The sequence below is a fragment of the Bradyrhizobium sp. 35 genome (genome assembly GCF_023073215.1).
In the GTDB taxonomy this organism is placed as follows: Bacteria; Pseudomonadota; Alphaproteobacteria; order Rhizobiales; family Xanthobacteraceae; genus Bradyrhizobium; species Bradyrhizobium canariense_D.
The window spans coordinates 39105-53224 of the sequence record NZ_JADPJC010000011.1; the positions used below are offsets into that span (position 1 = coordinate 39105).

Below are 14120 nucleotides of genomic sequence, written 5' to 3' on the forward strand. Positions count from 1 at the left end.
GGCATAACGTCATCAGCTGACACCATATCGAAATTGTATTGGCTTCTGGTCGACCGTGAGTAGATGGAGAGGTGGATGCTACTCCGTTGAGCGGCTGCCTGCTCTTCTCCTAGGAAGTAGGTTCCGACAAATACGATGTCCTGGAGACGTAGGCCCAGTGAAAACTACTTTTGTGGTTCGGTAAGTCGCCGTGATGGTGAATGGAGTTTCCTGCCGAGCGCGTCAACGCGGCTGCGCCAGGTAACGCATTCCCATAGCGGTCAAACTCAGCGGAGGGAGTTGGATGCAACTAGCGAAAAGGGCTGCGATGTCGTGCATCACGCCACGTGACCGTTCAATTGCGGTGGCGGCCCCGGTGCCGACGTGCGTGCGTGCCGGGGATATCGCTTGGTTCTCGCAAATGATCGAAGAGACGAACTTAGACGCTTGCGAGGGATCCGATCGCGCACCCAATTGCAAGGATTTCGACAATGATCCGCATGATCTGGCCGAAAGCGAAAGCGCCACGTCTTCTCCCTTGATTGCCGATTCAATCATCGGTGCCATGCCGAGCCCTATACAGCGCCGGCGAGCGCCCGAAAAGCTGTCACGATCGGTTGAACTCGCCGAGTTGACCAGGAGGATCACCGAGCGCACTTTGGTCAGCCGCGACTATGCCGGCAATACTGGGGTGCAGATCATGCTGAACCGCGAATTGTTCGGCAATGCGCGTGTAATCGTCAGTTTCCAGCATGATACCCTGAGGGTTTGCATCGAATCCGAGCGGCTTTGGCCTATCCTGCAGGTACATGGCTATCCATTTGCGCGCGATTTGTCCGATCAGCTTGAAATGCGCATCCTGCTGGTCGTCGTCGCCTGCAGCTCAATATTGGACGAACAAGGCAGTAACCGGCGATCTCGCGCATTTGAGACGCTATTCTACTATAAAGTTGAGAAGGGCGCGTGATCGATCTACCCTGCTATGGCCCACGTGAGGCTGCCGCCGTTTCGCGTCTTGCTACACGTCTGCCAGTCCCCTTCAACATCGCTGGCATCGACGTGGAAGCTGTCATGCCAGGCTCGACACCTCCGCGGCTTCCAGCGGATTACTGCCGGGCTTTGATGCGCCCACGCGGCCACAGGATTCGAGTCGCAATTGACTCGACGCTCCTTCCGGCGGTGGCTGTGCAACATTGGCCGGAAATTACCGCATTGCCTCCGGGTGACGGCCTGCGAGAAATCCTGTTCGACATTATCTTCCGAGATCTCGCGATCCAGGTGGAACAATGGTGTGGGCATCGGCCGATCTGGTCTTCGGCCGAAAGCACTGAAGGGTTTCCGTACGCATTTGAGATTCTTCGCTTGGAGCGTCCAAGCGACATCCTCGGGCTGGTCGAATTCGATGGCAGCGGACTGCAATGGATCGCCGACTGTTGCTCTGGGCTTCCGGTCGTATGCGCCGCGCTCGATGATCTGTCCCTTTCTCTCGTTCTGCTGGTCGAGCCCATCAGCCTTATCTTGACGGATCTGCATCAACTCGCGTCAGGTGACGTCATCCTGCTGGATACCAGCCCGGTGGGTAATGACGGCATCATAACTGTTCTCCTATGCCTCTCTGGCGATCCTTGCTTTCGCGCCTCGATCTGCAATGGCCGCCTTACCGTCCTTTCAGCTGTGGACTGTATGATGGATAGACCGGATCCGCTCCCACCGGAAACCTTCGACAGCATTGACCTACCCGTTGATGTGGATGCTGGACGCCTGACCATGTCGCTTAGGCAGCTTCGCGAATTGGCTATCGGGCAGGTGCTGGATCTTGGTTTTGATGCCACTACCAATATCAGCTTGCGCGTCAATGGCCAGGTCGTCGCAACCGGTGAACTGGTGCGCATCGCCGAACGAACAGGTGTGCGCGTGCTGGACTTGCGATTAGCACGAGCAGAACGATGATGGAGCTGCCTGATCCCACGACGCTGATCTTCCTAATCGCCGCCATTGCGATCGCCCCCTTCGTTGCGATTACCGTCACCTCTTACGTGAAGCTCGTCGTCGTCTTTGGGCTCATTCGCAATGCCCTCGGCGTTCAGAACATTCCGCCGAACATGGCGCTGAATGCGATCGCCATCCTGCTCTCGGCCTACATCATGCAGCCAGTGGCCAAAGGTGCGTATGAAGCAGTGCGCGACAAGCCAATCGCATCCCAAGATCTCCGCGAACTGGGGACAACGATTACGCTAGCTGCTGAGCCCCTTCGCAATTTTCTCCTGAAGAACACGTCGCAACGGGAACGGCAATTCTTCGTCAATGCGACTCGGGGATTGTGGAGCAAGGAGGACGCCGCCGCCATAACGGGCAGCGAATTCATAATCTTGATTCCGACTTTCATCACATCCGAACTGGAGGACGCGTTCAAGATCGGCTTCTTATTGTTTCTGCCCTTTATCGTCATCGATCTCGTCGTTTCGAACATCCTTCTGGCAATGGGCATGATGATGGTTTCGCCAATGACCATATCCTTGCCATTCAAGCTGTTCCTGTTCGTTGCCGTGAACGGGTGGCAGCGCCTAATTCATGGCCTCATCTTTTCCTACACGGGAGCAGCACCATGAATACCGCCACACTCACCAACATCGCCATTGGCGCGCTCAAGCTGACACTTGTCCTGTCGATGCCCACAGTCCTCGTCGCTACGGGCGTCGGACTGATCGTTAGTGTTGTGCAAGCTCTGACCCAAGTTCAGGAGCAGACACTCTCCTTCGCGGCGAAGCTGATATGCGTGAGCCTGATACTGGTCGCGACCGCGAATTGGTTCGGCGAACTAAACCGGTATACGGTGAACATCTTCGACCAGATCGCCGGGATGTAGGCTAAGGCTCCAGGGACTTGCTCGATTGCCTCCCACCGCGCGGCACGCAACAGGAGCAATGGCGCCAGCTGGCTGTCCATGGCTCGACCAATCCATGCCATGTCGCCACTTGATCTGGCTCATCTGCATACTTTCCTTGTTGTTCTTGCGCTTGCGATAGCGCGTGTGACAGGGATCATGCTGGTCATGCCCTTTCTGGGACGCGGCATGGTGACAGCGCTAGCGCGCAACGGCATGATCATGGCATTGGCGCTCCCGATAATGGTGTTTGCTTGGACAACGAGGCCTGCGGATCTCGACATCACACGTCTAACACCGATCCTGGGCCTGGGGCTCAAGGAACTCTTGCTCGGGTGCCTCCTGGGCATGCCAGTTGCCGCTACTATGTGGGGTGTGGAAACCGCGGGCACGTTCATTGACCACCAGAGGGGGGCCACGATGACAAGCCTCTTGAGCCCGGGAAACCTCAATTTGGACTCGCCGCTTGGGACCTTCCTAGCTCAGCTTTACGCTACTTGGCTGTTCGTCAGCGGCGGCTTTTCCAAACTACTAGAAGCGCTCTATCGCTCCCATGACATCTGGCCGCTGTGGAGCTTTCATCCTGCATTTGGTCCGGCCTTCGTCACCGGTATGTTAGATCTTGCAGACCTCGTGATGCTGCTGACATTGCTTCTCGCCGGTCCAGCCATCGTTGCGATGTTTCTCAGCGAGTTGGGCTTGGCTCTGGTCAGCCGGTTCGCGCCGCAACTGGAGGTCTTCTTTCTCGCCATGCCGGTCAAGAGCGCAGTCGCCCTTCTGCTGCTGATTCTATCGCTCACGATTGTTTTGGCCAATGCCGACAAGCATATGCCGTCGCCTTTCGCGATCGTCAATCGCATCGCCAGGTGATTGTCGTGACCGGCAGAAAGACCGAAAAGCCGACCCCCAGGAGGCTGCGGGACTTGCGCAAGAAGGGACAGGTTCCGCACAGTAAGGATGTCGTGTCGGCGGCCGTGACCCTTGGGTTCTTCGCGCTGTTCTTCGCCTCTTTGCCTGGCCTAGTAGACCGACTTAAGGCAACGATCCTGTTGCCCGTATCGTTTATTGAAGAGGACTTCCTAATTGTCAGCCGACAGCTACTCGAGTTTTATTTCGGTGAAGTACAAAGTATGGTCGCACCTTTCCTCGGCATCGTCCTGGTCCTTGGCGTGGGCGCTAACCTGCTGCAGAACGGGGCGATTTTCTCCCCCGAGGCTGTCACACCGTCGCTGAAAAAGCTGAGCCCCGGTGAGAACGTCAGAAGGATAGTCTCGCTGCAGAATCTCGTCGATCTGGGTAAGGCGATCGTGAAGGTGCTGATACTCGGCCTCGTCATAATGCTTGTGCTGCGCCAAGGTGTGCATGCGCTTGTGTGGACGCCGAGCTGTGGCATATCGTGCCTAAGTGCCGTGACGGGTAACCTGCTGCTCGGGATTGCTGGTTATGTGGGGGCGAGCTATCTTGTGGTGGCAATTGCGGATTTTGCGTTCCAGCGATGGCAGTTCACGAACAAGAATTTGATGTCGCTGGACGAAGTGAAACGAGAAGCTAAGGAAAATGAGGGCGACCCTCTGATCAAAGACCGACGCAGGCGCCTCCATTCGCAATTGTTAGCCAAGGACGCGATTGAGCAGTCGCGTAGAGCGACCGTGTTGATCACCAATCCCACACATATTGCAGTGGCGATCTACTACGATCGGCAGCGCACCCCCCTGCCCATGATCGATGCCATAGGTACCGATCGCTTGGCGCAGCAAATGATTGATGCCGCGGCCGCTGCGGGGGTGCCGGTGATGCGAAACATTCCGCTAGCGCGCACGCTCCTGAAGGACGGCCTGGTGGATGAGTATATTCCATCGCACCTGATTGTACCTCTCGCGACGGTTCTGCGGGCGCTCGGAAAACTGGCGGCTGAGACCGGTTATCGGTCCTGACTTCAGCTTGATGGTTGCTCGCAGTTTTCAACAGCCCGAAACATGCCGCCGGTGCGACGGATCTGCGGTTCTTGTAGCAGCCATAGGCAAGAGATATTGCTTCATAACGAACATCTATTTGTTCTGGAGATTGCGAGCCTCTATCTTCACGTACGTGGGAAAGGAATGGGCGCCGCCCAATGCGACGGTCCCATCGGCCTCGACGTCTTGCTGCCAAGATGCACGTCGACGCGAGTGGGCTCTCTTGGAGAGCCCCTCGACTCATACATATCAACTTTAAGCCGGAATAATTGATGCTCTTCGCGGTCACTTGAACATTTATCGGCCATAGCAGCGTAGCTGTGACAGTGACGGTAGCGAGATGCTTGCGGAAGCCTAGCGTTGCGGGTTGTCACGCGACGAAACTACTTCAGTTTGCCTAGACAGCACTCGACGAGGTGACGCTGCGCGGAGAGATATTTGTCGACTGGGTGCTTCAGCGACCGAAAGGCGATCGTTAGGAAGAACGGCTCGCGCGCCTTTATCGGCGGCAGCCCGGATGATGATCGTCGTGCAGCAATACGAGGACTCATCCAGTTTGTCGCTTTGCAGGAGGTGGATCATGAAGGGTATTGACGAACGCGGCAAGGCGCCGATCGTGGCATATGACACTGACGAAGTTGACAGCGCGGACGATTCTCCCACTCGGCCAGCGATTGACCTCGAAGGAGCCGGCCCATCCCATTCTGCCGTGGAGCAGACACGTTCTGACCCTCACGGATCAAATGCTGGTGCACTGCCTGTTGAGGGACGCGGCCCTCATCTGACGCTGGACGTACTCGGTGTGATTGCCGAGCAGCTCAGCCCGATCGATCTGTTGATGACGTCGCGGGCAGGTCGCCAACTGCGTGATGCCGCCCAGCTATCTCCGGAGCTTCACGAAACGCGCCAGAGAGCTATCCGGGTTCAATCCGTCTGGGACAGGGTGACGACGCCTCGCCCAGGCATCGCGGATCGCTTTGGTGCGCTGATAAATTCCGGTGCGATCCGAACGCTCGCGCCCAACGTCAATTGCCTGACCAGGGGGCAGCAGGAGCACCTCGTTGCACTCGCCGAAGGGCTTAACGACCCCGAGCAGCGCGTCTCCGTCATAGAGGACCTCGGGGCACGCTTGGAAGAGCTTGCGCCCACGCTCCAAGGGCGCCTCGTTGCCCTCGCCGAGCAGCTTAACGCTCCCGAGCATCGCGTCTCGGCCTTGTTGGGCCTCGGAGCGCACGTGGCAAGGCTTTCGCCCGCGCTCCAAGCGCGCCTCTTCATCCTCGCCGAGGGGCTTGATGACCCGGAGCATCGCGCCTCCGTCATCGCGGGCCTCGGAGCGCGCGCAGGACAGCTTACGCGCGCACAGCAGGAGCGCCTTGTTGCCCTCGCCGAGGGGCTTGACGACCCCGAGCATCGCGTTTCCGCCATCGAGGGCCTCGGGGAACACATCGGAGACTTTGCGTCCACGCTGCAAGAGCGCCTCGTTGTCCTCGCCGAGGGACTTAACGATCCGGAGCATCGCGTCTCGGCCGTGTGGAGCCTCGGATCAGGCGTGGCAAGGCTTTCGCCCGCCCTCCATGAGCGCCTCGTCGTCCTCGCCGAGGAGCTTAACCACCCCGAGCATCGCGCTCAAGCTATGGAGGGTATCGGAGCGCATGTGGGAGAGTTTGCGCCCGGGTTCCATGAGCGCCTCGTCGTCCTCACCGAGGGGCTTGACGACCCCGAGCATCGCGCCCAAGCCCTGGCGAGCCTCACGGGCGTCGGAGAGCTGACGCCCGCGCTCCAGGAACGCCTCATCACTCTCGCCGAAGGACTTCACGACTCCGCGCATCGGGTCTCTGCGGTGGAGGGCCTCGGAGTGCGCGTGGCAGACCTTGCGCCCGCACTCCAAAGGCGCCTCGTCACTCTCGCCGAAGGGCTAAACGAGTCCGAGCATCGTGCTCAAGCCTTGGAGAGCCTTGGCGTGCGCGTAGGAGGGATTGCAGCCCCACTGCAAGAGCGCCTCATTACCCTCGCCGAGCAGCTTGACGAGCCCGAGCATCGTGTCTCGGCCCTGCGAAGCCTCGGAGTGGGTGTGGAAGGGCTTGCGCCCGAGCTCCAGGGGCGCCTGCTCACCCTCGCCGAGCGGCTTAACGAGCCCGAGCATCGCGTCTCGGCCCTGTGGGCTCTTGGAATGCATGTAGGAGGGCTTCCGCCCGACTTCCAGCTGCGCCTCGTTGCCCTCGCTGAGCGGCTGGCTCAACCCATGGATCGCCTCTCGGCGCTATGGGCCCTAAGGGCGCGTGTAGGCCGGCTAGCCGTCCCGCTCCAGGAGCGCCTCGTTGGCTTTGCCGAGGTGTTTAGCCCTGGGCATCGTGTCGCGGCCTTGCAAGGCCTCGGAGAGCGCCTGGCGGAGTTTGCGCCCGAGCTCCAGAAGCGCCTCGTCGCCCTGGCCGAGGCGCTTGACGACCCTGCGCATCGTGTTTCGGCTTTGCAGAGCCTCGGGGGGAGCTTGGCACGGGTTGCGCCCGCAGTTCAGGAGCGCCTCGTTGCCCTGGCGGAGGGATTTAACGACCCTGAGCATCGCGTCTCGGCCCTGCGACGTCTCGGCGCAGGCATGGGAGGACTCTCGCGCGACCTCCAGCGGCGCCTAGCTGCCCTTGCCGAAGGCCTTGCCCAGCCTAGCTATCAGGCTCAAGCCTTGACGGCACTGTGGCCGTAGGAGGCGAGACGATCCACCACAGCAGTTGAGAACGCATAGAAATTCTGAGATCGACACGCGCGATCGAGAGTTCCCATCACCTCGCGAAGTCGAGCCCCATCAAGCTCCGCACGCCTATGCGGTGCCGCGTTTGTATCTTGCATCCGGGACGGATAGACCTCGTCGATACAACGCTTTTCTGATCCGCCTCTCAGGTATCGCGCGACAATCTGGATGAGAACGGCGCGACAATCTGGATGAGACGAGGCAGCCGAGCGGATGGATAATTGACGCTGGCCGCGGTCTTGGCAAGGCTTTGATTGACGCGGAGCGTCAATCAGTCTTCGGCCTTTTCCGTTTCCTTGGTTGTCGCGTGGGTTGGTGGCCGGCCGCGACCGCGCTTTCGATCGAGGGCCTCGCGGCGACGATAGCTTTCGACATTCATCTCCAGGATCGTTGCGTGATGGACAAGGCGATCGATGGCGGCGAGGGTCATAGCTTGGTCGGGGAAGATCTTGCCCCATTCGCCAAATGGCTGATTGGCGGTGATCAGCATGGATCTCCGCTCATAACGTGCGGCGATCAACTCGAACAGCACGCTGGTTTCGGCTTGATCCTTGGTGACGTAGGCGATGTCGTCGAGGATGAGCAGATCGTAGCGGTCGAGCTTGGCGATCGCGCTTTCGAGTGCCAGTTCGCGACGAGCGACTTGGAGCTGTTGCACGAGATCGGTGGTGCGGGCAAACAGCACGCGCCATCCACTCTCGACCAAAGCGAGCCCGAGCGCTGCCGACAAATGGCTCTTGCCGCCGCCAGGCGGACCAGCGTCATAATGCCGGGTGTCTGGGATCTGAGGTGGAGATCCTTTACCCGTTCCATCCGCGATGCGGAGTGTCAGTCGTCGTTGTCGCCTGCAAGCGACTTGGGAGTGAGACGCATTTTGTTATCAGACAACCTGACGCCACGTTAACGCTGCTGCCGGCATGGATGGCGGCTCCCGCCGCCGCTTCCTTCCATGTCAAAGCTGAACCGCGGCTTCCGGTGGATCGTCTACTGGAGGCGCGTCTTCTTGTCGACGCGCTCTTAGCCTCCTCTTCCAGGGAATCGTCCCATTCGCGAGGAGGCGGTCATGGCGGACGCATCACGTCGTCAGGGGGATCTGTTCGAGAGCCCTCCGACATACAGCAGCATCCAATCGAAGCCCATCAGCAAATGCTGGAGCTCTTAAAGGAGCTTCTGACCGAAGCGCTCACCGACAGCGCAGTCGAGGCACACAACCGGGAGGACAGCGGTGAGCAAGATCACGCCTGAGCACCTTGCTCGTCAGGCCGTCGTCTACATTCGTCAGTCGACGGCCGACCAGGTTATCAACAACCGCGAGAGCCAGCGCCGCCAGTACGGCTTGGCCAACCGTGCGCGGCAGCTGGGCTGGAGCGAGGTGGTCGTAATCGACGAAGATCTCGGTCGCTCTGGTGGCGGCATCGCGCGTCCCGGGTTCGAGAAGCTGCTCGCCACCATTTGCGAAGGGCGAGTTGGCGCTGTGGTCTCGATTGAGGCCTCTCGGCTGGCCCGCAACGGCAGGGATTGGCATACGCTCCTGGAGTTCTGCGGGCTCGTTGGAACACTGATCGTCGATGAGGATGGCGTTTACGATCCGCGCTACCCCAACGATCGCCTTCTGCTCGGCATGAAGGGCACGATGAGCGAGATGGAGCTGTCTATCTTTCGGCAACGCTCGCTTGAAGCCTTGAAGCAAAAGGCACGCAGGGGTGAGCTCTTCCTCAACGTCGCCATCGGCTATCTCAAGGTCTCCCACGATCGGATCGAGAAGGACCCTGATCGGCGCATTCAGGAGGCGCTCGCACTCGTGTTCACCAAGTTTGCGGAGATGCAGACACTGCGCCAGGTCCACCTCTGGTTACGGCAGGAGCGAATCACTTTGCCCGCGGTCGGCCATGGCCCCGAGGGCCGCCACGTCGAATGGAAGTTACCAGTGTACAATACGATCTACCACATCCTGACCAATCCCGCCTATGCTGGCGCCTATGTTTTCGGGCGCTCGGGCAGTCGGGTGACGATCGAGGCCGGCCGCAAGAGGATCGTGCGGGGCTTCCGGCGCGAGCGAAACGACTGGGAGGTTTTGATCAAGGACCACCATGAAGGCTACATTACGTGGGCGGAGTTCGAGAGGAATCAGCGCCTGATCACCGACAACGCCAACGGAAAAAGCTTCATGAGTCGTGGCTCGGTCCGCCGCGGCGAAGGCCTTCTCGCGGGGCTTCTTCGTTGCGGCCACTGCGGCCGCAAACTTCACGTTGCCTACAGCGGCACGCACAGTACTGTCGGGCGCTATCATTGCCGCGGTAGCCAGATCAACCATGGTGGAGATCCGTGCATCTCATTCGGCGGTCTGCGCGCGGATCGCGCGATCAGCGCGGAGGTCATCGCGCGGCTGCAGCCGCTGGGTGTACAGGCGGCGCTGGCAGCCATGGAAGCGCGCGGGCGTGAACACGCCGACAAGCTGCGTCAGCTCGAGTTGACTCTGGAGCAGGCACGCTACGAGGCAACTCGCGCTCGTCGGCGATACGAGGCTGTCGATCCGGACAATCGCCTTGTTGCCGGCGAGCTGGAGCGGCGCTGGAACGAACGCCTGGTCGCTGTCCGCGAGCTTGAGGGCGAGCGCGAGACATTGCTGGCTACGCCGGAGATGACCTTGAGCGACATCGATCGCGATCGCTTACTTGCGCTTGGTGCCGATCTCGAGAGAGCTTGGGAAAGTCCGGGTGCAACGGCTGCGACGCGCAAGAGGATCATCCGAAGCTTGATCCATGAGATTGTTGTGCGCATCCGCGACGAGGTGCTGGACTTGATTGTCCACTGGCATGGCGGCGATCACACGGCATTGCAGGTGAGGAAGAACCGCACCGGCGAGCACCGCTGGAGCACCGCGGCAGATGTGGTCGATCTCGTTCGTGTCCTCGCGCGTCAGATGCCCGACAGCACCATCGCCGCGGTTCTCAACCGCGCCAGTAAGTCGACGGGGCGGGGCAACAGTTGGACCCGTGTCCGCGTTCGCAGCCTGCGCAACCAACACGCCATCGCGGCCTACCGAGAAGGCGAGCGCGCCGAGCGTGGAGATGTCACTTTGGACGAAGCTGCAACTGCGTTGAAAGTCAGTCCTTCGACGGTTCGCCGTCTGATCGAAGAACAGAGCTTGCCTGCGCAGCAGCTGTGCAAAGGCGCACCGTGGATGATCAAAGCGGTTGATCTGGAACATCCCGATGTCAAGCGCGCCGCGCATGCGCGGCGGTTCCGGCGGCCATCGTCTGGCGATCCGGGTCAAAAAGAGCTTCAACTCTAAGGGGGTAGCGAGATGGGCAGTATGAATCTGACTCGGGCGGGCAGAACAGCAGGATATTGGCGCCCTTCTCCAACCAGGCATCGCCGGACGCCAGCGCCATCACCTGCGCCTTCGAGCCCATTGGCACTGCCTCGAAGTCGAAGCTGGCGAGCGTCTTGCCGGCAGGCAGCCGCGCCTCGATGAGATGCCGCTCGAAGCGGCGGCGGCCACGGTCGGCCATCTCGTGCTCGGCGAGCGCCGCGAGGAAGCGGGCCGCCGGCCAACCCTCCTTGTCGGATTGCTCGGCGAGCTTGGCCCACATCAGCCTGATGCTCGGCAGGCGCAACTCATGCAACAGGAGTTCGACGCGGGCGGCATCAACAACAGGGTTGGTCGTCGTCATGCCACAGCCTCCCGGTTGGAGGTCGGGCTGACGGCGCGGACGGCCGCGAGTTCGTCGTAGCTGCTGAGTGTGACGAACGCCACGTTGATCGCCGGTACGGATGCCGGATTTGGAGCGAACCGTTCACGCAACAATGCCAAATCTGGCAATCGCCCCACAACCAATTCGGCCTCGATCAATTCTGCCAGTTCGGCTTCGCAGCCGCGATCGTGTGCGAGCGCCAGCAACTCGACGGTCGACTTGCAGGCGCGCTTGTCGCCCAGGCTCTGGTGCAATGCCTCGAAGGCTCGTGCATAGGCCGGACGCGGGAACAACTGATCGCGGTAGACCAGATTGTTGAGCGCCATCGGCTTCTTGCGCAGCGCGTGGATCACATGATGATAATCGACGACGTGACCGCCCTTGCTCTCCGATACCGGCCGGCCCCGCCGCAGCGTCATCATCGGCGTTGCGCCGAGGAAGCACTCGAGCCGCTCATCATAAACATGCACGCGCAGGCGATGGCCGATCAGCCGTGACGGCGCGGTGTAGAAGACGCGGCGCAGGATGAAGCCGCCGCTCGACGTGACGGTGACGATCTTCTCCTCGTAATCGGCCGTCCGGCGCCTGGGTAGCGCAGTGAGCGCTGGTCGCTCCAACTCGATCCGCTTGCGATTGTTGGCATTGCGTCGGCCAACGATCTCGTCGACGAAGCGGCGATATCCGTCCAGGTGATCGAAGTCGCGGCTGCCGCGCAGCAGCAGTGCATCCTGCAGCGCCTTCTGCCCATGCGAACTCTCAATGGAGCCATTCTCGTGCGCAACACCGAGGTTGTTACGGCTCGGTATCATGTCGTAGTGACGCATCAGCTCCTGATAGCGCAGCGTCAGATCTGCCTCCGCGTCGCGGTCCAAGTTGCGGAATGCCGCCGAGAGACTATCACTACGATGCTCGCGCGGCGCTCCCCCCAGCACCCACAGCGCATTCTGCAAACCCTCAGCCAGCGCGACAAAACTCTCGCCGCCGAGCACGACATGGGCATGCTCGAAGCCCGAGAAGGCGAGCCGGAAGTGGTATAGCCGATGTCCCAGCACGACGCCGGCGACGGTGATGCCGAGCACGCTCGTGTCGGTGAAGTCGGACAAGCCCATTGCAAGATCGAATCGAAGCCGATCCCATGCCCGAGCTCTTCGAAATACCGCTCGCGGACTGGATGCCGGCTCGGCCCGGCAATGACAATCAACGCGACCATCGCGTCGAAGTCGGACATTCCTTGGATTACGCGCTTGCAGCGGCAATCCGGACGACCCCTGCGCCGAGGGCGACTTCATTGTGGCGGTGGATTGCGAACACTCGAAGAGGCGGGCTGTCGTCCCTGAAGCCAGAGGCAGCGAAGGCATTCAAGACATGGCTGGAGAACTGTCCGGCGCGCGAGGTCGCATTCTTCAACGAGATCATCGCTTCCGCGAACGAAACCGACGGGCCTTGGCTTCCAACCAACAAGTTCATCACGCTTGCCTGTCGAATCCCTTCCGCAGCGGTCGTCGAAGATCTCTTGCGGCAGGCCGACGATATCGCACCTTCTGGGCGGCCATGGCTACTCGCCGTCGTCGTCGAAATCGTCAACGGTGGAAGTGATCCCGACGCATATTGGTCGACCTACGATCGGGTCGAGCGTTGCGAATATGCTTCTCTGCTCGAGAGGCTTACGCGCTGCACGGTCGAAACGTGGCGCCAGGAGGATGCGACGAGAGCCGCGCAAGCGCGCCGAAAAGAGGAACGCCAGAGGCTGCAGAACGTGTCCGATCTGACGCCTCTGATCGCCGAGCTGGAATCGGGCGCACACGCGGCCGCGCTCGGTTGGGGAGCGGCACCACGGTGATGGTGAAGGCCGCCCATGTCCGGCTCTGTCACAGCCGCATGCTGTTCGTGCGAGCCTATCCGCGGGAGACGCAGGAGATGGTGTTCGACGCCCACGACCGGGCGTTCGCCCTGTTCAAAGGCACCTGCACTCGCGGCATCTACGACAACATGAAGACCGCGGTAGAGACGATCTTCGTCGGTAAAGGGCGTCTCTACAATCGCCGCTTCTTGCAGATGTGCAGCCACTATCTGGTCGATCCGGTCGCCTGCGCTGCGGAACGTTGCTGATGACGAAGCCGCCGTTGCCGAGCGGCATCCAATAACCGCTCGGCGACGTCGGCGCGCTCCAGCGCCCGGTTCTGGTGCTCGGCCCAAAGAGCCCGCCACTCAACAAGGGCCCCTGTCGCTGTTCCACTCGCGGGTCTTCACCCGCCGCAATCCTTCCGGTGTTGCTTGCCGCAAGGTAAGCAGGATGTGGGCGTGGTGATTGTGGGGATGGTCTCCCTTTTCCAGCACGGGTTGACCTTGCCCCCAAGTTTTATCCAGACCTGAGTTCGCTCTGGCTGTTGGATTTGCCCGGTTGGGCGGTGGCAGCGACGGGAGCTGGCGCGGAGCCCTCGGCATAGCGCAGCGCAGCGCCGGATCCCGTCGCGGATGGCAGGTGAAGGCGAACTCGGAAGGCGTCTTCCATCCGAGTCGCGAGTGTGGGCGTGCATCGTTGTACAACGCGTTTGAGAACGCCCACAGGACCGTTCTTCGCGAGGTTCTTTATCGGCATCATCCTTGGTTTGGGCGCCGAGTTTGCGTTCATGGGGCCATCGACAAGGCCGACGATGTCGTTTTTCGCTGCACCCTGGACGGATCGCAAGCAGACCGTTGGCTGGAAGTTCCCGCATGGATGTTCGACCGGACGGCATGCCATGACGCCGGGTTTCTGACAACTCAGCCGCTTGTTAGGATCGATGCACTTGCGGCGCTTTCTGCGCTTCTCGATGTAGCGTTGAAGGATCGAACGCCATCAGCTGCCCCGCTTTCTGGCG

12 protein-coding genes and 6 pseudogenes are annotated in these 14120 nt (G+C 60.5%); 10 read left to right on the forward strand and 8 right to left on the reverse strand.

The features are described 5' to 3' along the window. Nucleotides 1–283 precede the first annotated feature (283 nt). The 6 genes from IVB36_RS01810 to IVB36_RS01835 all read left to right on the forward strand — a co-directional run bounded on the left by IVB36_RS01810 (nt 284) and on the right by IVB36_RS01835 (nt 4797). Entirely contained in the window at nt 284–946 is a 663-nt protein-coding gene (locus tag IVB36_RS01810; RefSeq protein WP_247390390.1) for a hypothetical protein, read from the forward strand. Beyond that, nucleotides 943–1929, forward strand: a complete 987-nt coding sequence (locus IVB36_RS40320; RefSeq protein ID WP_247390392.1) for a FliM/FliN family flagellar motor switch protein — start codon at nt 943–945, stop codon at nt 1927–1929. The genes IVB36_RS01810 and IVB36_RS40320 overlap by 4 nt, the downstream gene beginning before the upstream one ends. After that, entirely contained in the window at nt 1926–2588 is a 663-nt protein-coding gene (gene sctR, locus IVB36_RS01820; protein ID WP_247334025.1) for a type III secretion system export apparatus subunit SctR, read from the forward strand. Before IVB36_RS40320 ends, sctR begins: the two co-directional genes overlap by 4 nt. After that, nucleotides 2585–2845, forward strand: a complete 261-nt coding sequence (gene sctS / locus IVB36_RS01825) for a type III secretion system export apparatus subunit SctS (RefSeq protein WP_247390394.1) — start codon at nt 2585–2587, stop codon at nt 2843–2845. The genes sctR and sctS overlap by 4 nt, the downstream gene beginning before the upstream one ends. Nucleotides 2846–2923: 78 nt before the next feature. Beyond that, the gene (sctT, locus tag IVB36_RS01830) at nt 2924–3733 is read left to right on the forward strand and encodes a type III secretion system export apparatus subunit SctT (protein ID WP_247390395.1); all 810 of its coding nucleotides are present in this window, start codon (nt 2924–2926) and stop codon (nt 3731–3733) included. Between the two features lie 5 nt (nt 3734–3738). Next, nucleotides 3739–4797 (forward strand): EscU/YscU/HrcU family type III secretion system export apparatus switch protein, encoded by a 1059-nt coding sequence (locus IVB36_RS01835; protein WP_346731033.1) that lies wholly within the window; start codon nt 3739–3741, stop codon nt 4795–4797. Nucleotides 4798–5698: 901 nt separating this feature from the next. Here IVB36_RS01835 and IVB36_RS01840 read toward each other — a convergent pair. The 5 genes and pseudogenes from IVB36_RS01840 to IVB36_RS01860 all read right to left on the reverse strand — a co-directional run. Next, nucleotides 5699–6334: a hypothetical protein gene (locus IVB36_RS01840; protein ID WP_247390398.1), complete on the reverse strand. Its 636-nt coding sequence runs from the start codon at nt 6332–6334 to the stop codon at nt 5699–5701. Between the two features lie 27 nt (nt 6335–6361). After that, complete coding sequence (locus tag IVB36_RS01845) at nt 6362–6646, reverse strand: hypothetical protein (protein ID WP_247390400.1); 285 nt, start codon at nt 6644–6646, stop codon at nt 6362–6364. An 87-nt stretch (nt 6647–6733) separates the two neighbouring features. Further along, nucleotides 6734–7057, reverse strand: a complete 324-nt coding sequence (locus IVB36_RS01850) for a hypothetical protein (RefSeq protein WP_247390401.1) — start codon at nt 7055–7057, stop codon at nt 6734–6736. A 51-nt stretch (nt 7058–7108) separates the two neighbouring features. Further along, the gene (locus IVB36_RS01855; RefSeq protein ID WP_247390403.1) at nt 7109–7273 is read right to left on the reverse strand and encodes a hypothetical protein; all 165 of its coding nucleotides are present in this window, start codon (nt 7271–7273) and stop codon (nt 7109–7111) included. 559 nt (nt 7274–7832) lie between these two features. Next, nucleotides 7833–8318, reverse strand: a pseudogene (locus IVB36_RS01860) (ATP-binding protein); the annotation flags it as partial. Nucleotides 8319–8786: 468 nt separating this feature from the next. Here IVB36_RS01860 and IVB36_RS01865 point away from each other — a divergent pair. After that, on the forward strand, nt 8787–10856 hold the full coding sequence (locus tag IVB36_RS01865) for a recombinase family protein (RefSeq protein WP_247390405.1): 2070 nt from the start codon (nt 8787–8789) through the stop codon (nt 10854–10856). Nucleotides 10857–10890: 34 nt separating this feature from the next. Here the strand turns inward: IVB36_RS01865 and IVB36_RS01870 are convergent. Next, a pseudogene (locus IVB36_RS01870) lies at nt 10891–11238 on the reverse strand (ATP-binding protein); the annotation flags it as partial. Further along, nucleotides 11235–12365: pseudogene (locus IVB36_RS01875) on the reverse strand (IS21 family transposase); the annotation flags it as partial. The pseudogenes IVB36_RS01870 and IVB36_RS01875, both read right to left, overlap by 4 nt. 407 nt (nt 12366–12772) lie before the next feature. Here IVB36_RS01875 and IVB36_RS01880 point away from each other — a divergent pair. Beyond that, nucleotides 12773–13099, forward strand: coding sequence for a hypothetical protein (locus tag IVB36_RS01880; RefSeq protein ID WP_247390407.1), 327 nt, complete (start codon nt 12773–12775; stop codon nt 13097–13099). Between the two features lie 2 nt (nt 13100–13101). Continuing rightward, a pseudogene (locus IVB36_RS01885) lies at nt 13102–13350 on the forward strand (IS21 family transposase); the annotation flags it as partial. A gap of 268 nt (nt 13351–13618) precedes the next feature. On the opposite strand, the pseudogene IVB36_RS01890 reads toward IVB36_RS01885, so the two are convergent. Beyond that, a pseudogene (locus IVB36_RS01890) lies at nt 13619–13809 on the reverse strand (IS3 family transposase); the annotation flags it as partial. Between IVB36_RS01890 and IVB36_RS01895 the strand changes: the two are divergent. After that, nucleotides 13799–14120 (forward strand): annotated as a pseudogene (locus tag IVB36_RS01895) (hypothetical protein); the annotation flags it as partial. The pseudogenes IVB36_RS01890 and IVB36_RS01895 overlap by 11 nt on opposite strands.

Excerpts from the sequence above, each read along its gene's own strand:
- IVB36_RS01810 (WP_247390390.1), top strand. The coding sequence starts at position 284 with ATGCAACTAGCGAAAAGGGCTGCGATGTCGTGCATCACGCCACGTGAC.
- sctR (WP_247334025.1), top strand. The coding sequence starts at position 1,926 with ATGATGGAGCTGCCTGATCCCACGACGCTGATCTTCCTAATCGCCGCC.
- sctS (WP_247390394.1), top strand. The coding sequence starts at position 2,585 with ATGAATACCGCCACACTCACCAACATCGCCATTGGCGCGCTCAAGCTG.
- sctT (WP_247390395.1), top strand. The coding sequence starts at position 2,924 with ATGGCTCGACCAATCCATGCCATGTCGCCACTTGATCTGGCTCATCTG.
- IVB36_RS01840 (WP_247390398.1), bottom strand. The coding sequence starts at position 6,334 with ATGCTCCGGATCGTTAAGTCCCTCGGCGAGGACAACGAGGCGCTCTTG.
- IVB36_RS01845 (WP_247390400.1), bottom strand. The coding sequence starts at position 6,646 with ATGCGCGGAGTCGTGAAGTCCTTCGGCGAGAGTGATGAGGCGTTCCTG.
- IVB36_RS01855 (WP_247390403.1), bottom strand. The coding sequence starts at position 7,273 with ATGCGCAGGGTCGTCAAGCGCCTCGGCCAGGGCGACGAGGCGCTTCTG.